This window comes from Streptomyces sp. NPDC006643, assembly GCF_042870175.1.
GTDB lineage: Bacteria > Actinomycetota > Actinomycetes > Streptomycetales > Streptomycetaceae > Streptomyces.
Window position 1 is genome coordinate 21,894 of record NZ_JBIAHA010000002.1, and the last position, 22,142, is coordinate 44,035.

Annotated in this window: 21 protein-coding genes and 1 riboswitch; of the genes, 10 read left to right on the forward strand and 11 right to left on the reverse strand. The window is 71.4% G+C overall.

Going from position 1 to position 22,142, the window contains the following annotated elements:
* Positions 1-145: 145 nt before the first annotated feature.
* Positions 146-1,036, reverse strand: a complete 891-nt coding sequence (locus ACFYNU_RS02745; RefSeq protein WP_356589398.1) for a sugar isomerase — start codon at positions 1,034-1,036, stop codon at positions 146-148.
* A gap of 138 nt (positions 1,037-1,174) precedes the next feature.
* Between ACFYNU_RS02745 and ACFYNU_RS02750 the strand changes: the two genes are divergently transcribed.
* Positions 1,175-1,966, forward strand: a complete 792-nt coding sequence (locus tag ACFYNU_RS02750; protein ID WP_356589400.1) for a DeoR/GlpR family DNA-binding transcription regulator — start codon at positions 1,175-1,177, stop codon at positions 1,964-1,966.
* 110 nt (positions 1,967-2,076) lie between these two features.
* On the opposite strand, the gene ACFYNU_RS02755 is transcribed toward ACFYNU_RS02750, so the two are convergent.
* Positions 2,077-3,354 carry an MBL fold metallo-hydrolase gene (locus ACFYNU_RS02755; RefSeq protein ID WP_388764907.1) on the reverse strand — a complete coding sequence of 426 codons (1,278 nt, stop codon included), beginning with the start codon at positions 3,352-3,354 and terminating at the stop codon, positions 2,077-2,079.
* 238 nt (positions 3,355-3,592) lie between these two features.
* Between ACFYNU_RS02755 and ACFYNU_RS02760 the strand changes: the two genes are divergently transcribed.
* The gene (locus ACFYNU_RS02760; protein ID WP_356589402.1) at positions 3,593-4,213 is read left to right on the forward strand and encodes a TetR family transcriptional regulator C-terminal domain-containing protein; all 621 of its coding nucleotides are present in this window, start codon (positions 3,593-3,595) and stop codon (positions 4,211-4,213) included.
* Positions 4,214-4,386: 173 nt separating this feature from the next.
* Positions 4,387-5,262, forward strand: a complete 876-nt coding sequence (locus tag ACFYNU_RS02765) for a PfkB family carbohydrate kinase (protein ID WP_356589678.1) — start codon at positions 4,387-4,389, stop codon at positions 5,260-5,262.
* Between the two features lie 179 nt (positions 5,263-5,441).
* Here the strand turns inward: ACFYNU_RS02765 and ACFYNU_RS02770 are convergent, their stop codons facing one another.
* Both ACFYNU_RS02770 and ACFYNU_RS02775 read right to left on the reverse strand, forming a co-directional pair.
* Positions 5,442-6,488 carry a DUF6745 domain-containing protein gene (locus ACFYNU_RS02770; RefSeq protein ID WP_356589404.1) on the reverse strand — a complete coding sequence of 349 codons (1,047 nt, stop codon included), beginning with the start codon at positions 6,486-6,488 and terminating at the stop codon, positions 5,442-5,444.
* Positions 6,489-6,595: 107 nt separating this feature from the next.
* The gene (locus ACFYNU_RS02775; protein WP_356589406.1) at positions 6,596-6,925 is read right to left on the reverse strand and encodes a hypothetical protein; all 330 of its coding nucleotides are present in this window, start codon (positions 6,923-6,925) and stop codon (positions 6,596-6,598) included.
* 169 nt (positions 6,926-7,094) lie between these two features.
* Between ACFYNU_RS02775 and ACFYNU_RS02780 the strand changes: the two genes are divergently transcribed.
* The 6 genes from ACFYNU_RS02780 to ACFYNU_RS02805 all read left to right on the forward strand — a co-directional run bounded on the left by ACFYNU_RS02780 (position 7,095) and on the right by ACFYNU_RS02805 (position 13,322).
* Complete coding sequence (locus ACFYNU_RS02780) at positions 7,095-8,042, forward strand: STM4015 family protein (RefSeq protein WP_356589408.1); 948 nt, start codon at positions 7,095-7,097, stop codon at positions 8,040-8,042.
* Positions 8,039-9,013 carry an STM4015 family protein gene (locus tag ACFYNU_RS02785; protein WP_356589410.1) on the forward strand — a complete coding sequence of 325 codons (975 nt, stop codon included), beginning with the start codon at positions 8,039-8,041 and terminating at the stop codon, positions 9,011-9,013. The genes ACFYNU_RS02780 and ACFYNU_RS02785 overlap by 4 nt, the downstream gene beginning before the upstream one ends.
* A complete protein-coding gene (locus ACFYNU_RS02790) occupies positions 8,994-10,160 on the forward strand; it encodes an STM4014 family protein (protein WP_356589412.1) in 1,167 nt (388 codons plus the stop codon). The genes ACFYNU_RS02785 and ACFYNU_RS02790 overlap by 20 nt, the downstream gene beginning before the upstream one ends.
* Before the next feature lie 145 nt (positions 10,161-10,305).
* A complete protein-coding gene (locus ACFYNU_RS02795; RefSeq protein WP_356589680.1) occupies positions 10,306-11,118 on the forward strand; it encodes an STM4013/SEN3800 family hydrolase in 813 nt (270 codons plus the stop codon).
* Positions 11,115-12,461: an STM4012 family radical SAM protein gene (locus ACFYNU_RS02800; protein ID WP_356589414.1), complete on the forward strand. Its 1,347-nt coding sequence runs from the start codon at positions 11,115-11,117 to the stop codon at positions 12,459-12,461. The genes ACFYNU_RS02795 and ACFYNU_RS02800 overlap by 4 nt, the downstream gene beginning before the upstream one ends.
* Before the next feature lie 6 nt (positions 12,462-12,467).
* Positions 12,468-13,322 (forward strand): STM4011 family radical SAM protein, encoded by an 855-nt coding sequence (locus ACFYNU_RS02805; RefSeq protein ID WP_356589416.1) that lies wholly within the window; start codon positions 12,468-12,470, stop codon positions 13,320-13,322.
* 7 nt (positions 13,323-13,329) lie between these two features.
* Here ACFYNU_RS02805 and ACFYNU_RS02810 read toward each other — a convergent pair whose 3' ends face one another.
* Both ACFYNU_RS02810 and ACFYNU_RS02815 read right to left on the reverse strand, forming a co-directional pair.
* A complete protein-coding gene (locus ACFYNU_RS02810; RefSeq protein ID WP_356589418.1) occupies positions 13,330-14,148 on the reverse strand; it encodes an SGNH/GDSL hydrolase family protein in 819 nt (272 codons plus the stop codon).
* Between the two features lie 162 nt (positions 14,149-14,310).
* Positions 14,311-15,243 (reverse strand): LysM peptidoglycan-binding domain-containing M23 family metallopeptidase, encoded by a 933-nt coding sequence (locus ACFYNU_RS02815; RefSeq protein ID WP_356589419.1) that lies wholly within the window; start codon positions 15,241-15,243, stop codon positions 14,311-14,313.
* A 3-nt stretch (positions 15,244-15,246) separates the two neighbouring features.
* Positions 15,247-15,405, reverse strand: a riboswitch (cyclic di-AMP (ydaO/yuaA leader).
* Positions 15,406-15,817: 412 nt separating this feature from the next.
* Between ACFYNU_RS02815 and ACFYNU_RS02820 the strand changes: the two genes are divergently transcribed.
* Positions 15,818-16,621 (forward strand): tyrosine-protein phosphatase, encoded by an 804-nt coding sequence (locus tag ACFYNU_RS02820; RefSeq protein ID WP_356589682.1) that lies wholly within the window; start codon positions 15,818-15,820, stop codon positions 16,619-16,621.
* 16 nt (positions 16,622-16,637) lie between these two features.
* Here the strand turns inward: ACFYNU_RS02820 and ACFYNU_RS02825 are convergent, their stop codons facing one another.
* The 5 genes from ACFYNU_RS02825 to hpnH all read right to left on the reverse strand — a co-directional run bounded on the left by ACFYNU_RS02825 (position 16,638) and on the right by hpnH (position 22,142).
* Positions 16,638-16,859, reverse strand: a complete 222-nt coding sequence (locus tag ACFYNU_RS02825; RefSeq protein ID WP_356589420.1) for a DUF6126 family protein — start codon at positions 16,857-16,859, stop codon at positions 16,638-16,640.
* Between the two features lie 42 nt (positions 16,860-16,901).
* On the reverse strand, positions 16,902-17,579 hold the full coding sequence (locus tag ACFYNU_RS02830; RefSeq protein ID WP_356589421.1) for an XRE family transcriptional regulator: 678 nt from the start codon (positions 17,577-17,579) through the stop codon (positions 16,902-16,904).
* Positions 17,580-17,664: 85 nt separating this feature from the next.
* On the reverse strand, positions 17,665-19,089 hold the full coding sequence (locus ACFYNU_RS02835; protein WP_356589422.1) for an aspartate aminotransferase family protein: 1,425 nt from the start codon (positions 19,087-19,089) through the stop codon (positions 17,665-17,667).
* Positions 19,086-20,999 carry a 1-deoxy-D-xylulose-5-phosphate synthase gene (dxs, locus tag ACFYNU_RS02840; RefSeq protein ID WP_356589423.1) on the reverse strand — a complete coding sequence of 638 codons (1,914 nt, stop codon included), beginning with the start codon at positions 20,997-20,999 and terminating at the stop codon, positions 19,086-19,088. Before dxs ends, ACFYNU_RS02835 begins: the two co-directional genes overlap by 4 nt.
* A gap of 123 nt (positions 21,000-21,122) precedes the next feature.
* Entirely contained in the window at positions 21,123-22,142 is a 1,020-nt protein-coding gene (gene hpnH / locus ACFYNU_RS02845; RefSeq protein ID WP_356589425.1) for an adenosyl-hopene transferase HpnH, read from the reverse strand.

Genomic DNA, 22,142 nt, shown 5'->3' on the forward strand with positions numbered 1-22,142 from the left:
GCCCACAGAGCATCCCGCTCTGGTATGAGCCGTCGCACAACAGTCCGAAACAGTGCAATCGCCTTGAGGGCCGGAGCTGTTGCCCACGTCTCCGGCCCTCGTCCGCACCCGCGCCCCCGACCGCGCCGCTCGCGGGGGCGCCCCGCTACTCGCCGGCGAGGATCACCGAGCGGGTGAGATGGCGCGGCCGGTCCGGGTCGAGACCCCGCGCGTCGGCGAGCGCGAGTGCGAGGCGCTGGATCCGTACCAGCTCCGCCAGCGGGTCGAGTTCACCGGCCACCCACAGCCCGCCGGTCGCGCCGACCTGGTCGGCGAGCCCGTCGGGCGCGGGACCGAGCAGCCAGGTGGCCGTGCCCTCGGTGGTGATGCTGATGGGGCCGTGCCGGTACTCCATCGCGGGGTACGACTCCGTCCAGGCGAGCGCCGCCTCCCGCATCTTCAGCGCGCCCTCGTTGGCCAGTCCGACGGTCCAGCCCTGGCCAAGGAAGGTGAACTGCGAGCAGTCGGTGATCCCTTGGGGCAGCGGCTCCGCGACGGCCCGCTCGCCGTCGGCCACCACCGACGCGGTGTGCAGACCGAGGTGGGCGCGGAGCAGGGTGAGGGCCGTGGTGGCAAACCGGGTCTGGACGACGGACTGTTCGTCGGCGAAGTCGAGGACGACCAGGTCGTCGGCGGCGGAGCGGATCGGTGTCTCGGGGTCCGCGGTGATCGCGGTCGTCCGGGCGCTGCCCCGGACGGCGGCCAGCAGATCAAGGACCTCGGTGGTGGTGCCCGACCGGGTCAGTGCCACGACGCGGTCGTAGCGGCGGCCCGCCGGGAACTCGGAGGCGGCGAAGGCATCGGTCTCGCCCTGCCCGGCACCTTCCCGGAGCGCCGCGTACGCCTGGGCCATGTAGTACGAGGTGCCACAGCCGACGACGGCCGTGCGCTCACCGGCCTCGGGCAGCCGGCCCGAGTCGCGCAGGCCGTCGGCCAGCTCCGCCGCCCGGCTCCAGCTCGCGGGCTGACTGGCCAGTTCCGTCTGGACAAACGTCACGTCGGCTCTCCACTCTCGTATCCACCACGTCAGTTATGCGTGTTTCTGCATGCTAGAGCAGAGTTTCAAGCACCTTCAAGCAAACTCTTCCAGTCGTGGAGGTGCTTGAATGATCCGGGGCGTGACGAAGGAGATGCGGTGGACCGGTACGAACGGCACAACACCCTGCTCGAACTGCTCGCCGAGCGGGGCCGGCTGGACGTCGACGACGTCGCCGCCGAGCTGTCGGTGTCGGCGGCGACCGTACGCAGGGACCTCGACCATCTCGCCGAGCAGCAACTGCTCACCCGGACCCGGGGCGGGGCGGCGGCGCACTCCGTCTCGTACGGGCTGCCGCCGCGCTACAAGTCGGTGGGGCGGTCGGCGGAGAAGCAGCGCATCGGCCGGGCCGCCGCCGCGCTGGTGCACCGGGGCATGGTGATCGGGCTCAACGGCGGTACGACGACGGCCGAGGTCGCGCGGGCCGTCGCCACGCGCGCCGATCTGGCGGGGGCGCCGAACCGGGGCGGCGAACCGGCCGTCACCCTGGTGACGAACGCGCTGAACATCGCCCATGAGCTGGCCGTGCGCCCGCACATCAAGATCGTGACCACCGGCGGGGTGGCCATGCCGCAGTCGTACGAGCTGGTGGGGCCGCTGGCCCGGCACATCCTGGGCGAGGTCAGCCTGGACATCGCCTTCATCGGCGCCGACGCCGTGGACGCGGAGGCGGGCGCGAGCGCGCACAGCGAGCACGAGGCGAGCATCAACGCGCTCCTCGCGGCGCGGGCGCGCAGGCTCGTGGTCGTGGCGGACAGCTCGAAGCTGGGCACACCCGCCTTCGCCCGGATCTGCCCGACGGACGCCATCGACACACTGATCACGGACACCGGCGCCCCCGACCGGGCGGCCCCGTTCGAGGAGCGCGGCGTGAACGTGGTCCAGGTCTGACCGCCCCGGCGCAGGCCGGGGCGGGGCATGGGCGTGCGGGCCGGGGCGTGAGAGATCCGGCGTTACGGCGTCGGGACGTTGCGGCGTCGGGACGTTACGGCTTCAGGGCGCTACGGCGTGCCCTGCGCGGACGGTGCCGCCTCCGGCGAGTCCGGAGCGGCGCCCGTCGCCTTGTCCGCCGTACCGGACTCGCCGGAGGCCTGGGCCGTCGCCGATACCGATGCCTTGTCCCCGGCGGGCACCGCCTCCGGCCAGCCGCCGGCCGGCGGGACCGCGACGGAGCGCCACCACGGGGTGGCGGGGATGCTGTCGGTCAGGGTCGGCTCGTACGTCTCGCCCGGACGCGGCAGCGCGAGTCGTACGCCCGACTCCGCCGCCGCCGTGACCGTGCCCTCGCCGGGCTCGGCCCACGGGTGCGGGGCCAGGTTGAACGTGCCCCAGTGGATCGGCAGCATGACGCCGGACGGGCTTCCCTGCTGGAGGTCGAGGTGTGCCCGCAGGCCCTCGGCCGGGGTCATGTGGATGTCCGGCCAGTATTCGCTGTAGGCGCCGATCTGGATCATGGTCGCGTCGAACGGGCCGTGTGCGGCGCCGATGTCGCGGAAGCCGGAGAAGTAGCCGGTGTCGCCGCTGTGGTAGATCCGGTGCTCGGGTCCCGCGACGGCCCAGGACGCCCAGAGGGTGTGCTGCTGGTTGCGCAGGCCACGGCCGCAGAAGTGCCGGGCGGGCGTCGCGGTGAACGAGATGCCCGCGACCTCCGCCGTCTCGTTCCAGTCCAGCTCGCGCAGCCGGGCGGCGGGCACTCCCCAGCGCTCCAGATGGGCACCGACGCCGAGCGGGACGGCGAAGATGGTGTTCGTGGACGCGAGGCCCTTGATCGTCGGCAGATCGAGATGGTCGTAGTGGTCGTGCGAGATGACGACGACATCGACCGGCCCGAGCGCGGCGAGCGAGACGGGCACGGGGTGCAGCCGCTTCGGTCCGGCGAAGGAGAACGGGGAGCAGCGCTCGCCCCAGACCGGGTCGAAGAGCACCCGCCGGCCGTCGATCTCGGCGAGGACGCTGGAGTGCCCCATCCAGGTCAGCCGCAGCCCGGAAACGGGCGGTACGGCGAGGTCCGCGAGGGTGTCCTGGTGGACGGGGATGGCGCTCGCGGGCGCGCGCCGGGCGCGTGCGTCCTTGCTGAGGTAGACCTTGGACAGCTCCAGCTTGGAACCGGACGGTGTGATTCTCGCGGTGCCCTCGGGGTTCTGGAACACGCCGTCGACGAAGTTCGGAGAGCGGTGGATGCGCTCCAGGCGTTCGCCGGCCGAGTCGGCCCCGAAGGCCTCGGACCGCATCGCGCGCAGCCGGGAGCGGAGTGAGGGTGGGGAGCCGGCGCCGTTCACTGCATCTCCTGAAGGTTCGGGTTCATCACATTATGAGCTGTTTCCATGACCGGGGTGCCACGCCGGTGCGCCGTCCGTGGCACCTCAAGGCAACGTGCGGACGATCTCGCGGATTCCCGTACGGCCACAGACAGGCGAGATCCGGCCATGTGGCCACACGGCGCTCCCGCACCTCCGCCGACGGGGTGGTTTACGCCCGCTCGATTTATGTCAACCGGCGCGAGTTAGGGTTCGGAGTGTGGCGAGAGTACGGCTGAGTGTGGAGGAGCGGCGCGAGGACCTGCTGCGCGCCGCCGTCGATCAGATCCAGACGCGGGGGGTGGCGGCCGTGCGTATCGCCGATGTCGCCACCGCCCTCGGGGTGAGCAACGCCCTGGTGCTGTATCACTTCTCCACGAAGGAGAAGCTGCTCGCCGCCGCCTTCCGGCACTCCGCCGGTGAAGACCTGGCGCAATTGCGGGAGTTGCTCGGCCGCCGGGACAGCGCCCTGCGCCGGCTGCATGCCGCGATCCGCTGGTACGCGCCGACCGGCGAGGCCAAGGGCTGGCGGCTGTGGATAGAGGGATGGGCGGCGGCGCCGCGCGAACCGTCGCTCCACGAGGTGGCCAGCGAACTCGACCAGCAGTGGAAGTCCGCGCTGGCGGCCGTCATCACCGAGGGCGTCGAGGCCGGTGAGTTCCGCTGCGCCGACCCGGTCGCGACGGCCTGGCGGCTGACCGCGCTGCTCGACGGGCTCGCCGTGCAGATGACGTCGTACGCGGGGTCGCTCACCCGCGCCACCCTGCTGGACTGGTCGGACGAGGCGCTGGCGCGTGAGCTGGGCGTGGACAGAGCGGCACTCGTCGCCGCCGACGGCTGACCGGCGGCATCGCCGGGTGTCCGGCACCCGCCCCGCGGCCGGTGCCGCCACGGCCATACTGTGGCGGACATCCGGAATCCGGAACGAAGGTGGGAACTGTGGCGCAGCAGCAGACCGAACATCCGGACGTCGAGCGGGCGGCCGGGCCGGGGGCCGAGCCGAGCCATGACGTACTGGTCGTCGGGGGCAGCGGCGTGGACACCGTCGTCCGTGTCGACTCGCTCCCCGTCCCGCTCGCCGACTCGGTCGGCGTGGGGCCGATCCGCGAATGGCCGGGACAGACCGGCGGAAACGTCGCCCTGGGCTGTCACGCTCTCGGACTGAACGTCAAATTCCTCGACTTCATCGGTGACGACTGGACGGGAAGTCAGGTCCGTGAGCATCTCGCCAAGGGCGGCGTGGACTTCGAGGGGATGAACTCGCCCGCCGGTACCCGGCGCGCGGTCAATCTGGTCGACAGGACCGGGCGCAGGATGTCCTTCCACGACGCGCGCGATCCGGAGGATCTGCGGATGCCGCGCGCGTTCTACCTGCCGCATCTGGAGCGGGCCCGCCATGTCCATCTGTCGATCACGAACTTCACCCGGTTCCTCTTCGACGACATCATCGAGCAAGGTGTTCCGGTCTCGACCGATCTGCACGACTGGGACGGGATGGACGCCTACCACCGGGAGTTCGCCTACCGCGCCGATCTGGTTTTCCTCAGCGCAGCCGGGGCGCGCGAGCGCATAGGGCCGGTGATGCGGGAGATCCTGCGGGAGGGCAGGGCACAGGCGGTGGTGGCCACGGCGGGCGCCGGAGGGTCGTATCTGCTGACCCGCGAGGGCAGTCGTACGCCCCGGCCGATCCCGGCGACCGTCCCGCCCGCACCGGTGGTGGACTCCAACGGCGCGGGCGACGCGTATGTCGCCGGTTTTCTCTACGGGCGCCTCGCCGGGCGGGATCTGGACGACTGCGCGCGCCTCGGCGCGATCGCGGGCGCCTACGCCTGCACGGTGGAGGGCAGTTCCTCGCTGATCAGCGGCGAGGCGCTCCGGTCCGCCGCGTAGCGGCCGACGGCACGTCGTGGCGTGCGAGCGCCGGGCGGAGGAGGGAGGCGCGGCGGGAGCCGTGCCTCCCTCCTTCCTCGTCGCCACCGCCGACGCGGCGTGTGTGCGTGGGTGCCAGGGCACATGGGCCCGGCACGCTCGGCAGGACGGCCCTGTCGCGGACCCGGATCGCGCGCCGGTCAGGTCTGCCTCATCGGCTCGTACTGCTCGGCGTCCAGGCCGAACGTCCAGGCCACTCCCTCCTTGGCGGTACGGGTCCCCGGCGGCACGCGCAGCCAGTAGGTGCGGCTCGTGCCGTCGGGCTCGGGGGTGGAGTTGACGACCTCGACCATCACCACGTCCTCGTCGCCTTCGAGCGCTATCCGCCAGAGGATGCCGGTCTCGTCCTTGCCGATCGGCTCGGCGCCGGACTCGGTGAGATAGCGGTCGTAGCCGTAGTGCTCCAGCATCACGCGGCGCAGTTCCGCGTTCTCCTCGGCGCGGATGCGTGCCGGGTCGAGCGAGGTCAGTTCGCCCAGGAAGTCGGCCGGGACGGGCATCCCGCGCCACGCGTACAGGGCGAAGCCGTCCGGGTAGGCGAGAGCGGGGCCGTCGCCGCGGTCCAGGCGTCCGGCCTCGTCGCGGTGCAGCTCGACGGGGCGTTCGCAGACCACTGTCACGTTCTCGTACGGCCACCACCAGCCGGCGTGCGCCGCCACCTCGGCGAGTCCCGCGAGCCGGTCGCCGCGGCCGTCGAAGGCCGCGAGCCAGGCGGCGTCGTGCTGGCCGAGGACCGCGTCGAGCAGCAGCTGACGTGTCCGCGCGAGGTCGGCCGCATCCGGACCCGACGCTTCCGGACCTGACGCCTCCGGGCCTGACGCTTCCTCGCCGGCCGCGTCGGTGATGCCCGAGCGGATCCGCTCGGCGAGCGCGCGGGTGGTGTCCCACAGCCGGGCGCCGGTGACGCTCCACCACTCGGCCCAGCCCGCCGGGCCCAACTCGTCGTGGATACGCCGCCGTTCCTCGGCCCACGGCTTGGTGCGGACCTCCTCACGGACCGATCCGCCCTGATCCGTGAGGGACCGGACGGCGGCGAGTCCGGCGAGCGGGGAGTCCGCCCAGATGATCCGCTGCGGCTCGGCCAGTCCGGCCGTCCGGTAGGCGAGCCGTATCCCCGCCTCGGCCGCCGGGCGGTCGGCCGCCCCCGTCGCCGCCGCGATGCCCCGCCACTTGTCCACATGCTGCATGTCTGAAGTCCCGTCCCCTGTCGTCACTGTCCCGATGTACCGCACACCGCTCACCACTCACCGCCCTGCTCGACCCCGAACCGGCGGTCGTCGCCGCTCAGTCGCGCTCAGTCGGCGACGACGCGCACCGCGCCCGGCAGATACTCACGCTGGCGCACCACGCGGAACCACCCCTTGGGCAGCGGGATCGCCGCGTGCTCCTCGTGCACCACCCGGCCGCCCTCCGGCAGATGGAGCAGCATCGGCCCGAACTCGCCGCCCGTCTCCCGGACGAGCACTCCCGGACCTGTCACCGCGTGGGCGTGGCCCGTGACCTCGCCGAGCGCGAGAACGAGGCGGCCCCGCGCGTCCCTCGGCTCGCTCCGCGCCTCGCTGATCCCGGACGGCACGCTGTCGTCCGCGACGGGCACGATGAGCACGTCTCCCTGCCGGTACATGGCTCTCCCCTCGACCGGCGGCGCCGAGTGCGCCGACCTGTGAACGACGCTAGACGGTGGGTCTGACAACGGGCTCGGCCCCCGAACCGGGCTTGTCAGTGGGGCCTGTTACAACTTCTCTCAGCATCAAGCCGATCAACGCCGACGCCCGGTGTCTGGAGCACTCGCCATGACCGTTTCGAACAACATGCAGGAGTTGGACGGCCTGCCCGCGTTCGACTTCCCCGACGCCGAAGCCGAACCGAAGGCGACGCTCCCCGCCGCGGGTTCGGTGGCCTGGCGCGTCGCCGTCGACGCGTACGACAGCGAGGAGGAGTGGGAGTCGGCGTTCGCCCGCTTCCTGAAGGCGGTCGACACCACCGAGGTCCGCGCGCTGATAGTCGGCGCGTGGAGCGAGGCGTACGAGACCGCTCCCGACGCGGTGATAGCGGCGATCGTCGCGGCGAGCGGTCAACTCCCCTCCCTCCGGGCGTTGTTCGTCGGCGACATCACCTACGAGGAGTGCGAGATCTCCTGGATCAACCAGACGGCGATGGCACCGCTGATCAACGCTCTCCCGCAGCTGCGCTCGTTCGGGGTGCGCGGCGGCCAGGATCTGAACATGACCGGTGTCAAGCACGAGGAGCTCCGCTCGCTGACCGTCGAGACCGGCGGTCTGGACGCCGACGTCGTGCGGAACATCGGCGCGGCCGACCTGCCGGCGCTCGAACATCTCGACATCTGGCTGGGCACGTCCTGGTACGGGGCGAACACGATCGTGGCGGACCTGGATCCGTTCCTCACCGGCGCGCGTCTGCCCGCGCTGAAGTCGCTGGCGCTGCGCAACAGCGAGATCCAGGACGACATCGCGGCGGCGCTGGCGGGAGCGCCGGTCGTGGCGCGGCTGGAGACGCTGGACCTGTCGATGGGCACCCTCGGGGACGAGGGCGCGGAGGCACTGCTCGGCGGCCAGCCGCTCACGCATCTCAAGAAGCTCGATCTGCACCACCACTATCTGAGCGAGCCGATGCGGGAGCGGATCCGCGCGACGCTGGAGCCCGCGGGTGTGGTCGTGGACCTGTCCGAGTGCGAGTCCGTGCGGGACGACGGGTCGCGTTACACGGCGGTGGCGGAATGAGCGGCGCCGAGGAGATCAACCCCTACGAGCAGCTCTGCGGACTGCCGTTCTTCACCCTGCCCCTCGACGAGGCCCCGGCAGCGGAGGCGCTGCCCGAGCCCGACGCCGTCGCCTGGCGGCTCGACTGCGGGTATGACGAGCGGTGGACTTTCGACCAGGTGTGGCAGCGCTTCACCCAGGTCGTGGACGCCGGGCGCGTGCGCGCGCTGGTCATCGGCCCGTGGTGGACCGGTGACTACACGGGGCTGGGCCCCGCCATGGAGCTGATCATCGCCGACGCGGCGCGGTTCCCCGCCCTGCGCGGGCTGTTCCTGGCGGACGTGGACAGCGAGCGGTGCGAGATCTCCTGGCTGAAGATGACCGACGTCACCCCGGCGATCGAGGCGTTCCCGCTGCTTGAGGAGTTCCGCGTGCAGGGCTGCGGCAACACGTACGAGAACGGTCATCTGCGGCTGCGGCCGGTGAAGCACGAGCATCTGCGTGCGCTGACTCTCGAATCGGGCGGGCTGCCGGGCTCCGTCGTGCGCGCCGTCGGCGCGAGCGAGCTGCCCGCTCTGGAGCGTCTGGAGATGTGGCTGGGTGTCGAGGAGTACGGCGGCAGCGCCACCGTCGCCGATCTGGCACCCTTCCTCGACGGCGGCCGATTCCCGCGGCTGCGCCATCGGGGGCTCCAGAACAGCGAGATCCAGGACGAGATCGTCGGCGCCGTGGCCTCCGCGCCGGTCGTGGCCGGGCTCGAGACACTGGCGCTGTCCATGGGCACGCTCGGCGACGAGGGCGCCGAGGCACTCCTCACCGGGCAGCCGCTCACCCATCTCCAAGAGCTGGACCTGGACCACCACTTCATGTCACCGGCCTGGACCGCGCGGATCCGGGAGGCGCTGGAGCCGCACGGTGTGCGGGTGAAGGTGGAGCCGGCCGACGACATCGACGAAGACGACGAGTGGCGTTATGTCGCCGTCTCCGAGTAGCGGCGAGCCGCGCCTCGCGGTCGTCGGCAATCCCGCCAACCGCCGGGTCCGGCTGTTCCAGGACGCGGTCGCGGCGGCGGGACTGCCGGCGGCCCGTGAGATCGCCTGGCTCGATGTGCTGGGCGGGCGCGCCGGGTTCCGGCCCGGTGAGGTCGTCCGGGTCGAGTCGCCGGGCGAGGACACAGCGGTGGAGCGGCTGCTGCGCGGAGGGGACGACCCGACCCGGGTCGAGGGCACGGCCCTCTGGTACGAGCGGTTCACCGCCGCCGTAAGGGAGTTGGGCCGGGCCGTACGGGACGCGGGGGCGCGACTCCTGGACGATCCGGACGAGTTGGCGGTGCTGTTCGACAAACGGCTCTGCCACGAGGTGCTGGACCTGGCCTCCGTACCCGTACCGCCGTCGCCGACCTCGGGGCGCGGCGCCCCGCCCGTGCGCGGGTGGGAGGACGTACGCGCGCTGATGGGCGGCCCCGGGATGCGCCGGGCGTTCGTCAAGATCGCCCATGGTTCGTCGGCCTCCGGGGTGCTGGCCGTCGAGACCGGGGGGCCCGGCCGGGTGCGGGCGACGACCTCGGTCGAACGCGACGCGGCGGGGCGGCTGTTCAACTCGCTGCGGGTCCGGCGGCTGACCACCGAGCGGGAGGTGGCGGAGATCGTCGACGCGCTGGCCCCGGACGGGCTGCATGTCGAGCGGTGGCTGCCGAAGGCCACGCAGAACGGCAGAGCGGCCGATCTGCGGGTGGTGGTCGTGGCGGGCCGGGCGACGCACGCCGTCGTACGGACCAGCTCGTCACCCATGACCAATCTGCATCTCGGCGGGGCGCGCGGCGACCTGAACGCGGTGCGGGCGGCGACCGAGGCGGCGAGCGGCGGGGCGAGTTGGGCCGCCGCCCTGGAGATCTGCGAGCGGGCCGCGGCCTGCTTCCCCGGCACGCACTGCGTGGGGGTGGACCTGCTGCCGGCGACCGGCTGGCGGCGCTTCGCGGTCGGCGAGGTCAACGCCTTCGGCGATCTGCTGCCGGGTCTCACGGGACTGCCGGGCAGCGGCGCGGAGGGCCTGGACACCTACGGTGCGCAGATCGCGGCGGTACGGGCCGGTGGGCCACCGAGGACCAGGGCGGAACGGGAGCACCATGCGGGGCGCTGAGACGAGGGGCCCGGAGACCGCCGGTACGTCCCGCGCGGGCACCGGGGACGACCGCACCGGGGGTGCGCACAAGCAGGTCGCGGACCCCGCCGGCACGGACGCGGCGCCCACCCGCCCGGCGGACGGCGGCATGCCGATGCCCGACATGAGCCGTGTCGTCGGGCGCGACGATCTGCTGCTGGTCACCCTCGACACGCTGCGTTTCGACGTCGCCGCCGAGCTGGCCGAGGCGGGCCGGCTGCCGAATCTCGCCCGCCATCTCCCGGGCGGGCGCTGGGAGGAGCGGCACGCCCCCGGCAGCTTCACCTACGCCTCGCACCAGGCGATGTTCGCCGGATTCCTGCCGACACCCGCCGCCCCGGGTCCGCATCCGCGGCTGTTCGCGGCGCGGTTCGAGGGGAGCGAGTCCACGGCGGACAGGACGTTCGTCTTCGACGCGCCCGACCTCGTGTCGGGCCTCGCGGACGCCGGGTACCGCACGGTGTGCGTCGGCGGCGTCGGCTTCTTCAACAAGCGGGGCGCGCTCGGCTCCGTACTGCCGGGGATGTTCCAGGAGAGCCACTGGGAGCCGGAGTTCGGCGTCGCGTCGCCGACGTCGTTCGAGGCGCAGGTGGCCCGCGCGGAGCACGTGGTGGCCGGGCTGCCCGCCGAGCGGCGGCTGTTCCTGTTCGTCAATGTGCCGTCGCTGCACCAGCCGAACTGGTTCCATCTGCCCGGCGCCACCCGGGAGGCGGGTGACTCGCGCGCGACGCACGCCGCCGCGCTCGAATATGTCGACCGGCACATCGGCCGGCTGTTCGCCGCCGCGAGCAGCCGGCGCCGCTGCTTCACGATCGTCTGTTCCGACCACGGCACGGCCTACGGGGACGACGGCTGGACGGGCCACCGTCTCGGCCACGAGTCCGTCTGGACGGTGCCGTACGCGCACTTCTTCCTGGAGCCAGGGGCACATCGATGACCAACGCACCACGCCCGTACGAGAGTTACGTCTACGCCTACCCGCACAAGACCGCGTACCGCCCGCTGGCGGAGCGTCCGGCCCTGCGCGATTTGTGGGCCGGTGAACGCAAGGACGCGCTCTCCCTCTATCTGCACATACCGTTCTGCGAGGTCCGCTGCGGCTTCTGCAACCTGTTCACGCGGATCGGCGCGCCCGACGAGCTGACCACGCGCTATCTCGACGCGCTGGACCGGCAGGCGACCGCCGTGGCCGACGCGCTCCACGCGGACGGCGCCGGGGGTCCGTCCGACGGGGTGCGGTTCGCGGCGGCGGCCTTCGGCGGCGGCACACCCACCTTCCTGGAGGCCGGTGAGCTGGAGCGGCTGTGCGACATCGCCGAGAAGCGGATGGGCGCCGACCTGCGGGCCGTCCCCCTCTCCGTGGAGACGTCGCCGTCGACCGCGACGGCCGACCGGCTGTCGGTGCTGGCCGAGCGGGGGGCCACCCGGCTGAGCATCGGCGTACAGAGCTTCGTCGAGGAAGAGGCGAAGGCGGCGGTGCGCCCGCAGCGCCGCTCCGACGTGGAGGCCGCCCTCGGCCGGATCCGGGACGCGCGGATCCCGGTCCTCAACATCGACCTCATCTACGGCATCGACGGCCAGACCCCGGAGTCCTGGCGGTTCTCGCTGGACGCGGCGCTCGCCTGGCGTCCCGAGGAGCTGTATCTCTACCCGCTGTACGCCCGGCCGCTGACCCCGCTCGGGCGGCGCGCGCATCCCAGTGAGGCCGACTGGGACGCGCAGCGGCTCGATCTGTACCGGCGGGGCCGGGACCATCTCCTCGCGCAGGGGTACGAGCAGGTGTCGATGCGGATGTTCCGTCTGCCCGGCGCGCCCCGCGAAGGGGCGAACGACTACGCCTGCCAGACCGACGGCATGATCGGCCTGGGCTGCGGGGCGCGTTCGTACACCTCGGATCTGCACTACTCCTTCGACTACGCGGTCGGGACGCGTGAGATCCGGACGATCATCGACGGGTACACGACCACGGAGGACTTCTCCCGCGCCGAGGTGGGCCGGGCGGTCGACGGTGACGAGGCGCGCCGCCGCCATCTCCTTCAGTCGCTGCTCCAGGCCGAGGGCATGGCGGTGGACTCCTACCGGGAGCGGTTCGGCAGCCGTCCCGCCGACGACTTCCCCGCCGAGCTGGACCGCTTCGCCGGCCTCGGCTGGCTCGACACGGACGCCGGGCCCGGCCTGCTGCGGCTCTCACCCGAGGGTCTGGCGTACTCCGACGCGCTGGGCCCGGCGCTGTTCTCCCCCGCCGTCCGGGCCGCGATGGCCTCCTACGAACTGAAGTGAGCAGCCGTGGACCTGACGATCCTCTACCGGGGCCCGCTCGCCTCCTGCGACTACGACTGTCCCTACTGCCCGTTCGCCAAGCGCCGCGACAGCACGGACCAGTTGCGCGCGGACCGGGCGGCACTGACCCGCTTCACGGCGTGGGCCGCCGAGCGGACGGACGACCGGCTGTCGGTCCTCTTCACTCCGTGGGGCGAGGGTCTGACCCGGTCCTGGTACCGGCGGGCGCTCACCGAGCTCTCCCACCTGCCCCACATCGCGCGGGTCGCCATCCAGACGAATCTCAGCTGCCGTACGGACTGGCTGGCCTCGGCCGACCCGGCGAAGCTGGCCCTGTGGTGCACGTACCACCCGGGCCAGACGCCGTACGACCGTTTCCTCACCAAGTGCCGTGAGCTGAGCGGTGCGGGCATCCGGTTCAGCGTCGGCATCGTCGGCTTCCCCGAGCATCTCGCCGACGCCCGCCGTCTGCGGGCCGACCTGCCCGAGCATGTGTATCTGTGGGTCAACGCGGCGGAGGGGCGCACCTATTCGGACCCGGAGGCCGCCGACTGGACGTCGGTCGACCCGCTGTTCCCGTACAGCCGCCACCCCCACCGTTCGGCGGGTCTGCCGTGCCGCACGGGCGAGTCGGTGATCTCGGTGGACGGCGAAGGCACGGTCCGCCGCTGCCACTTCGTCCCCGCGCCCCTGGGCAATCTGTACGACGGCTCCTACCGCGCGGCCCTGAAGCCCCGTTCGTGCCCGCTGGCGGCCTGCGACTGCCACATCGGCTATGTCCATCTGGAGACGCTGCCGCTGTACGACGTCTTCGCGGGCGGCGTCCTGGAACGGATACCGGCGACGGTCCCGGCCGGCTGACGCGCCGTCAGCGACGCACCAGCGGGAGCAGATCGGGGCGTTTGGCGACGGTGTGGTCGCCCGAGGATTCGCCGCGCAGTCGGCGGCCTATCCAGGGGACCAGGTATTCGCGCGCCCACTGCATGTCGTCACGGCGCAGGTCCATGGGGCGGCGCGGCGGCAGCGGCGGCCACGGCTGGTCGGGGTCGGCGGGGACGGTCAGACCGAGGACCTGGGCGGCGCGCAGGGCCACGCGGGTGTGGCCCTCCGGCGACAGATGCAGTCGGTCGTGGTCCCAGGCGCGCCTGTCCTGCACCGACTTGAGCGACCAGAGGTCCAGGACCGGGCAGTCGTAGCGGTCGGCGATGGAGCGGACGTGCGCGGTGAACGTGGCGATCTTGCCGCGCAGATGGCGCAGCACCGGCACGCCCCGGGTGTCGAATCCGGTGGGGACCATGACGGTGCCGACCGCGCCCGTCAGGTCGGCCAGGGCGCGTTCGAAGCGTTCGGCGACGTCGTCGGGGTCGCTGCCGGGGCGGATGATGTCGTTGCCGCCGGCGCAGAACGTCACCAGATCCGGGGCGAGTTCCTTGGCGCGCGGGATCTGCTCGGCCACGATCTGGTCGAGCAGCCGTCCTCGTACGGCGAGATTGGCGTACCGGAACGAGCCGTGGCCGTGGTCGGTCCTGGCGTTGGTGTCGGCGAGCAGTACGGCGAGCCGGTCGGCCCAGCCGACGTAGATTCCGTCCGGTCCCAGCAGGTCGCCGACGCCCTCGGTGAAGCTGTCACCGATGGCGGCGTACGACCCGAAGGTACTTCTGTTTGTTGGTCTCGAATCGTCAGCCACAGCTGAACATCATTCACCCGCGTATGTGACCTACGCGACCGTAAGGAGGTGTTGACGCCGGTGAGAAAGACCACCGGTCAAAATTCGTTCAAGCCGGAATAAGGCAATGGCCGTTGGCGGGCACCCATGGCGCCGGCCAACGGCCATTCATTCCTGCTGGGTTCAGAGAGAAACGCCGTGCTCGCGCAGGTACGCCAGCGGGTCGACGTCGGAGCCGTAGCTCGGACCGGTGCGGATCTCGAAGTGCAGATGCGGTCCGGTGGAATTGCCGGTCGAGCCGGAGAGGCCTATCCGGTCGCCGCCGCCGACGCTCTGGCCCGCCGAGACCGAGAGCGAGGAGAGGTGGGCGTACTGCGAGTACTGACCGTCGTCGTGCTTGATGACGACCTCGTTGCCGTACGACCCGGCCCAGCCGGCCGACACGACGGTGCCGGGGCCGACCGCCTTGACGGTGGTGCCCGACGAGGCCGCGAAGTCCACGCCGGTGTGGTAGCCGCTGGCCCAGCTGCCGCCGGCCGCGCGGTAGGCGGTGGTGGTGGCCGCGCCGTCGACGGGGGCGGTGTAGCCGGAGGCGTTGCTCTGCGCGGCGGGCTGGTTGGCCGTGGTGGCGGCCTTCGGGGCGGGCTCGGCGGGCGCGGCCTTCCGCGGCTCCGCCTTCTTCGGGGTGGCCTCGGCCTTGCCCTCGGAGGACGCGGTGGTCTTGGCCTTCGCGCCGATGGTGAGCTTGAGGCCCGGGTGGATCAGCGACGGGTCGTCACCGACGGCCTCGCGGTTGTCCGCGTAGAGCTTCTGCCAGCCGCCGCTGACCTTCTGCGTCTCGGCGATCTTGGCGAGGTAGTCGCCCGCGGTGACCGAGTACGTCGTCGCGGTCTTGGCGGTCGCGGCCTGCTGGGCCGTCTGCGGCGCGGCGGAGGGCACGGCGTTCGCGGTCCGCGCGTGCGCCACCGACGGGGCGGCGGCGGTCTGCTCGGCGGCGTGGGCGCCCGTGGCACCGATGAGCGGAATGGCGAGTGCGGCGCCGCCCGTTCCCGCGGCGACCACTCCGCGCGTGATCGGGTTGGTCCTCTGACGGCGGTGCTTACCCTTTGCGGGCATGGCGAATTCCTTCTCCGGCGCCTACGAGGTGAGCTGTCGGGTTCGGGCTGGAGATGCCCGGCCGCGCCGTGACGCGACTTCACCCCAAGCCGTCCGGAAGTCCGGGCCGGCGTCTACCTGGGTCCCCCGCTCCTGCCACACATGGATGAGTGCTGGGTGGATGCGGATTCCGAACGGCGGCAGGATTCGGCGATCCGCTCGGATTGCGGTGACCGTAAGCCGGGTGGGCCGACCCGTACAAGCTGTCGTATTCCCTCGGCAATCCGCCGCCGAATATCGGCCGCCGTAAGCGGTCACCCTGCGTGGATTACGGATCTTCGAATTCCGTGCGACGTCCCAATTCCCTTCCTCGGCGCGGCCACACACCGTCACGGATATGATCTGGCTCACCAGCCGGGGACCATCTGCACCCATCTCGCCCGTGACCAGGGCACGTTAGGCCCAATCACCCAATACGGACAGAAGCCCTTTCGTGCACTGATTTCAGGGGGAACCCATGTCGTAAAGTCGGAGCGCGACAGCGTCGGCGACGAGCGCCGACCGCAGACGCGGAGGAGCTCACGTGACGCACGAGGTGCCGCAGCAGGTCCCGCCGGCCGAGCCCGAACTGGCAGGTGTCCGCAACTTCCGCGACGTGGGCGGTCTGCCGACCGTCGACGGGCGGCGCGTACGGTACGGACGGCTCTACCGCAGCGGTCACCTCGCGCACGCCACCGCCGAGGACGCGGCGTTCCTGACGTCGCTGGGGCTGCACACGGTCTTCGACTTCCGTAACGCGGCCGACCAGAAGCTCGACGGCCTGGACGTCGAGCTGCCCGGCGTACGGAACGTGAACATTCCGCTCACCGATCCGGCCGACGGGACCGAGTTCTGGAAGATGGTCCGCGACGGCGACCTCGACCAGCTGCGGTCGATCCTCGGCGACGGCAAGGGCGTGGCCCGGATGTCCGCCTCGTACCGTTCGATCATCCTGGACCGCACCGCCGAGCACCGTCAGGTGCTGCACGCCCTGGCCGAGGAGAGCCTGCCCGCCCTGATGCACTGCGCGGCGGGCAAGGACCGGGCCGGTCTCTCCATCGCCGTGTCGCTGCTCGCCGTGGGCGTGGAGAAGGAGGCGATCGAGGCCGACTATCTGAAGTCGAACGATCCGCACCGCCGGTATCTGGTACGCCGCAGCGACCCGTCGCCCGGCGGGACTTCACCGGAGGTGATGGAGCTGCTGGCCCCGCTCTTCGACGCGCGCGCCGTGTATCTGGAGACGGCGTTCACGACGATGGAGGAGACGTGGGGCAGCGTCGACCGCTATCTCGTGGACGGCCTGGGGCTGACGGACGAGACGCGCGAACGGCTGCGGACGCGTCTCGTCGACGAAGGCTGAGACTGAGCGCCGGGGGCTACTTGGCGCCCGCCTCGAAGAGCAGCCAGAGGAAACCGGCGACGGCGTGGCCGGCCACGAGGTAGATGAAGAGCCGGATGGCGAGACCGCGCGGGAAGTTGCTCTCCTCGTCCATGACGGACGACGTAGCGGGCGCCGCCTCGGGCACGACCGGCGGCGCCGCCCCGGGGGCAACCGCGGGCGACGGGTCCTGGACCTGCTCCGGTGAGTTCTCGGGCACGGCGATGACTCCTCTGGTCGGCTGGGCGAAGGTGATGACGGGTCAGCGGCGGTGGGCCCCGCCCGGCAGACACAGCTCCGCGATCGGGCTGGTCAGCAGGGTGTGTACGAACAGCAGCTCGGCGCCGCCGGGTCCGGCCGCCGCGAGGCGGTGCGGTGTCATGGAGTCGAAGTGGGCGCTGTCCCCCGGATCGAGCACATGGACGGCGTCCCCGAGGCCCAGCCGCAGCCGCCCCTCAAGGACATGGATCCACTCCTCGCCCGGGTGTACGCGTACGAGGTCGCCCTGCGCCCCGTAGGGCACCGTGACCCGCAGCGGCTGCATCGCCCGGCCGGACGAGCTGCCGGCCTGGCGGTAGATCCAGCCGTCGGCCTCGACGGGTTCCGCCCGTGCCGCGCGGATGACGGGATCGCGCTCGGGCGGCTCCTCGCCGAGCAGCTCGGAGACCGTCGTACCGTAGACGCGGGCCAGACCGAGCAGCATCGGCAGCGACGGCTGGCGCCGGCCGGTCTCCAGCCGGGAGAGATGGGCCGGGGAGAGCCCGGCCCGCGCGGCGGCGGCCTCCAGGGTGAGGGCCCGGCCGCGTCGCAGCTCACGCAGCCGGGGCGCGACGTCCGGCAGCTCCTCCGCCGTGGAGCCGACGGAGCCTGTGGCATCCGTGGGATCCTTGGCGTCGGCCTCGGTGGTGGGGTGCTCGGGCGCGGTCGCGGGGTGGTTCATGCCTCCATTGCGCCAGGATTTTTCCTCTGAGGCAAGTTTCTTGCCTCAGAGGTAAAACGACCTTCCCGTCCCGACGCCCCGGCGCTCACCGGTTGGCGATGGCCTGCTTCATCAGCGTCCTGCCGAAGTCCCACATCAGCCCGCCGCCACCGTGCGCGTCGTCCATCACGGCCGTGAACGCCGTCACGAAGCGGTCGACCTCCGGCTCCCCGATGGTCAGCGGCGGGATCAGTTTGATCACTTCCAGATGATCCCCGGAGACCTGGGTGAGGATGCGGTGCTTCCGCAGCAGCGGCACCACGACCATCTGCGCGAAGAGCCCCTTCCTGGCCTTCTGGAGCATCGCCCACCGGCCGCGCAGCCCGATCGACGTCGGCCGCCCGAACTCGATGCCGATCATCAGCCCCCGGCCGCGCACCTCGCTCAGCAGCTCGTACCGGTCGACCAGCGCGGCGAGCCGCGACCGCAGCAGATCACCGGTCACGCGGGCGTTGGCGACGATCTGCTCGTCCTCGATCACCGACAGGACGGCGAGTCCCGCCGCCATCGCCTGGGCGTTGGAGCCGAAGCTGGCCGAGTGGACCAGCACCCGGTCCATCGAGGAGTAGACCTTCTTGAAGATCCAGTCCTTGCCGAGGGTCGCGCCGACCGGCACATACCCACCGGAGAGCGCCTTCGCCACACACACCAGGTCCGGCTCGACGCCTTCCTCGTGCTGGTACGCGTAGAAGTCGCCGGTCCTGCCGAGCCCGGTCTGCACCTCGTCGGCGATGAGCAACGCCTTGTGCCTGCGCAGCAGTTCCTGCGCGGCCCGCAGGAAGCCTGGCGGTGTCGCGTTGACGCCCTTGCCCTGGATCGGTTCGACGACGAACCCGGCGACGTCGCCGCGTCTCAACTCCCGCTCCAGCGCGTCGAGATCACCGATCTCGATCGCCGTGTCGGGGAGCAGCGGCGCGAACCCGTCGCGGAAGCCGTCCTCACCGTTGACCGAGAGCGAGCCGGTGGTCAGGCCGTGGAAGGCGTGCGAGCAGTAGAGGATCCTGGGCCGGCCGGTGGCGTACCGGGCGAACTTCAGCGCGGTCTCGACCGCCTCCGTACCGCTGTTGCCGAAGAAGACCCGGTCCAGATGGGGGCTGTGCGTGAGCAGCTTCTCGGCGAGCAGGCCGGGCAGCGGCTGGCAGTCGAAGCGGGTGAGGTCGGCGAGCGAGGCGTCGAGTACGTCGTGGAGTGCCTTGCGTACGACGGGGTGGTGCCGGCCGAGGCCCATGACGCCGAAGCCGGCGAGCATGTCGAGGTAGTCGTTGCCCTCGGCGTCCCAGAAGTAGGCGCCCTCGGCGCGCTCGTAGACCTTGTCGAAGCCGATGGTCCGCAGCATGCGCGGGAGTTGGTGGTTCAGGTGCGCGGTGTGCAACTCGTAGCGCTCACCGCCCCGTTCGGCCAGCAGTTTCGCGAGGTCGAAGCCTTTGTCCCGGGCCGGGGGCGTCGCCGGGGGCGTCGTCCGCTCCGTCATGGCGTGTTCTCCTCGTGCTTCTCCTCGTACTTCTCCACGCGCGCCGCCAGAGCCGCGCTGATCCGTCCCGCGATCTCCACCGGTGTGAGCCCGATGTCGGCGAGCACCTCGCCGCGCTTGGCGTGGGCGAGGAACTGTTCGGGGATGCCGAAGGTACGCAGCGGTACGTCCACCTCGGCGTCGCGCAGCGCCTGCCCCACGGCCCAGCCGACGCCGCCGCTGCGGCTGTTGTCCTCCACGACGGCCACGATCCGGTGCCGCTCGGCCAGCGGCGCCAGCGCCTCGTCGACGGGCTTGACCCACCGGGGGTCGACCACGGTGCAGCCGATGCCGCGGGCGGCCAGCAGCTCCGCCGTACCGAGACAGACCCCGGCGAGCGCGCCGACGGAGACGAGCAGGACGTCCGGCGCCCCGTCCGCGGGCCGGTGCAGGATGTCGAGGCCGCCCGTACGTCCCACGGCGGGAATCGTCTCGCCCACCGACTCCTTGGGGAAGCGCACCACGGTGGGGGCGTCGGTCACGTCCACGGCCTCCCGCAGCAGCGCCCGGAGTTGGGGCGCGTCGCGGGGCGCGGCGATGCGCAGGCCGGGGACGCACTGGAGCATCGACATGTCCCACATGCCGTTGTGGGAGGGCCCGTCGACGCCGGTGACACCGGCCCGGTCGAGTACGAAGGTGACGCCGCACCCGTGCAGCGCGACGTCCATGAGCAGTTGGTCGAAGGCGCGGTTGAGGAAGGTGGCGTAGACGGCGACGACGGGGTGCAGTCCCCCGGTGGCGAGCCCGGCGGCGGAGACCGTGGCGTGCTGTTCGGCGATGCCGACGTCCCAGACGCGGTCGGGGAAGCGGGCGGCGAAGCCGGTCAGCCCCACGGGGTGCAGCATGGCCGCGGTGACGGCGACGACATCGGGCCGCTCCTCGCCGATGGCGACGATCTCGTCACCGAAGACCGACGTCCAGGAGGGCTTGGCGGACGGCGCCAGCGGCTCGCAGGTCAGTGGGTCCATCACGCCGACGGTGTGGAAGTGGTCGGCCTCGTCGTCGAGCGCGGGCTGGTAGCCACGGCCCTTCTCGGTGATGCAGTGCACCAGGACAGGGCCGGTGAAGCGGCTCGCGCGGCGCAGCGCCGCCTCGACGGCCGCGATGTCGTGGCCGTCGACGGGGCCGACGTACTTGAGCCCCAGGTCCTCGAACATGCCCTGCGGCGCGACGAAGTCCTTGAAGCCCTTCTTGGCGCCGTGCAGCGACCCGTAGAGCGGCCGGCCGACCACGGGCGTCTGCTGGAGGACTTCCTTGCCCCAGGCCAGGACCTGCTCGTAGCCGTCGGAGGTGCGCAGGGTGGCGAGGTGTCCGGCGAGGCCGCCGATGGTGGGGGCGTACGAACGCTCGTTGTCGTTCACGACGATGATCAGCGGGCGGTCCTTGGCCGCCGCGATGTTGTTCAGCGCCTCCCACGCCATCCCGCCGGTGAGCGCCCCGTCGCCGACGACCGCGACGACATGGTCCTCACCGCCGAGCACCTGGCGGGCCTTGGCGAGTCCGTCGGCCCAGCCGAGCACGGTGGAGGCGTGGGAGTTCTCGATGACGTCGTGGTCGGACTCCTCGCGCGAGGGGTAGCCGGAGAGGCCGCCCTTGATCCGCAGCTTGGAGAAGTCCTGCCGGCCGGTGAGCAGTTTGTGTACGTAACTCTGGTGTCCGGTGTCCCACAGGATGCGGTCGGCCGGTGAGTCGAAGACCCGGTGCAGGGCGATGGTCAGTTCCACCACCCCGAGGTTGGGTCCCAGGTGCCCGCCGGTTCTGGCCACCGCGGGGATCAGGAACTCCCTGATGTCCGCGGCCAGTTCGTCGAGGTCGGCGCCGGCCAGCGCTTTGAGGTCGCGCGGCCCCCGGATGTTCTCCAGTATCGACATGCTCGGCCCCCTCTGGATCCTCGGCGGATCCGTCAGTTCTCGATGACTGCCGGTCGGGCCACCGGGGGACGGCGGCGGGCGCCGCCGTCCCCCGGTGGCCGTGACGTCACGGGCCGCCGGGGGTCACTTGCTCCCGGCGACCGTCTCCCGCACCGCTCGCAGCGACTCCTTGAGAGAGCCCATGGTGGCGAGCACGGCCGTCGGCTCGTAGCCGCAGTGCGCCATGCAGTTGGCACAGCGCGGGTCCTTGCCCCGGCCGTACTTGTCCCAGTCGGTCTCCTCGATCAATTCCCTGTACGTCGGAACGTACCCGTCGCTCATCAGATAGCAAGGACGCTGCCAGCCGAAGAGCGAGTAGTTGGGAATCGCCCAGGCCGTGCACGGGAAGTCGGCCTTGCCCTCCAGGAAGTCCAGGAAGAGCGGGGAGTGGTTGAGCCTCCAGCGCCCCCTGTTGCCGCCGGAGAAGGCCTTCTTGAACAGCTCCCGGGTCTGCTCGACGCCCAGGAAGTGCTCCTGGTCGGGTGCCTTCTCGTAGGCGTAGGCGGGCGAGATCATCATCTCGTCGACCTTGAGGTCGTCGTTGAGGTAGTTGAGGACCTCGATGATGGTCTGCGGGGTGTCGGTGTTGAAGAAGGTGGAGTTGGTGGTGACCCGGAAGCCGCGCTTCTTGGCCTCCTTCATCGCCTCCACGGCCTCGTCGAAGACCCCTTCCTTGGCGACGGACTCGTCGTGCCGCTCACGCAGTCCGTCGATGTGGACGGCGAACGCGAAATACGGCGACGGCGTGAACTTGTCCATCTTCTTGCGCATCAGCATCGCGTTGGTGCAGAGGAAGACGTACTTCTTCTTCGCGACGAGCTGCCGGACGATCTCATCGATCTGGGGGTGCATCAGCGGCTCGCCGCCGGCGATGGAGACCATCGGCGCCCCGGATTCGAGCACCGCCCCCACCGCTTGCGCCACGGGCATACGCTGCTTCAGGACCCCGGCCGGGTGCTGGATCTTGCCGCAGCCCTCACAGGCCAGATTGCAGGCGAAGAGAGGTTCCAGCTCAACGATGAGTGGGAATTTCTCGCGCTTGCGGAGCTTCTGTTCAACGAGGTACGTCCCGACCCTGATGGTCTGACGGAGCGGCATGGCCAT

Coding starts and splice junctions, on each gene's coding strand:
- ACFYNU_RS02770 (WP_356589404.1), bottom strand. CDS start 6,488: ATGCAGCATGTGGACAAGTGGCGGGGCATCGCGGCGGCGACGGGGGCG.
- ACFYNU_RS02775 (WP_356589406.1), bottom strand. CDS start 6,925: ATGTACCGGCAGGGAGACGTGCTCATCGTGCCCGTCGCGGACGACAGC.
- ACFYNU_RS02800 (WP_356589414.1), top strand. CDS start 11,115: ATGACCAACGCACCACGCCCGTACGAGAGTTACGTCTACGCCTACCCG.
- ACFYNU_RS02835 (WP_356589422.1), bottom strand. CDS start 19,089: ATGACGGAGCGGACGACGCCCCCGGCGACGCCCCCGGCCCGGGACAAA.
- ACFYNU_RS02815 (WP_356589419.1), bottom strand. CDS start 15,243: ATGCCCGCAAAGGGTAAGCACCGCCGTCAGAGGACCAACCCGATCACG.
- dxs (WP_356589423.1), bottom strand. CDS start 20,999: ATGTCGATACTGGAGAACATCCGGGGGCCGCGCGACCTCAAAGCGCTG.
- ACFYNU_RS02830 (WP_356589421.1), bottom strand. CDS start 17,579: ATGAACCACCCCGCGACCGCGCCCGAGCACCCCACCACCGAGGCCGAC.
- ACFYNU_RS02780 (WP_356589408.1), top strand. CDS start 7,095: ATGACCGTTTCGAACAACATGCAGGAGTTGGACGGCCTGCCCGCGTTC.
- ACFYNU_RS02790 (WP_356589412.1), top strand. CDS start 8,994: ATGTCGCCGTCTCCGAGTAGCGGCGAGCCGCGCCTCGCGGTCGTCGGC.
- hpnH (WP_356589425.1), bottom strand. CDS start 22,142: ATGGCCATGCCGCTCCGTCAGACCATCAGGGTCGGGACGTACCTCGTT.
- ACFYNU_RS02785 (WP_356589410.1), top strand. CDS start 8,039: ATGAGCGGCGCCGAGGAGATCAACCCCTACGAGCAGCTCTGCGGACTG.
- ACFYNU_RS02795 (WP_356589680.1), top strand. CDS start 10,306: ATGAGCCGTGTCGTCGGGCGCGACGATCTGCTGCTGGTCACCCTCGAC.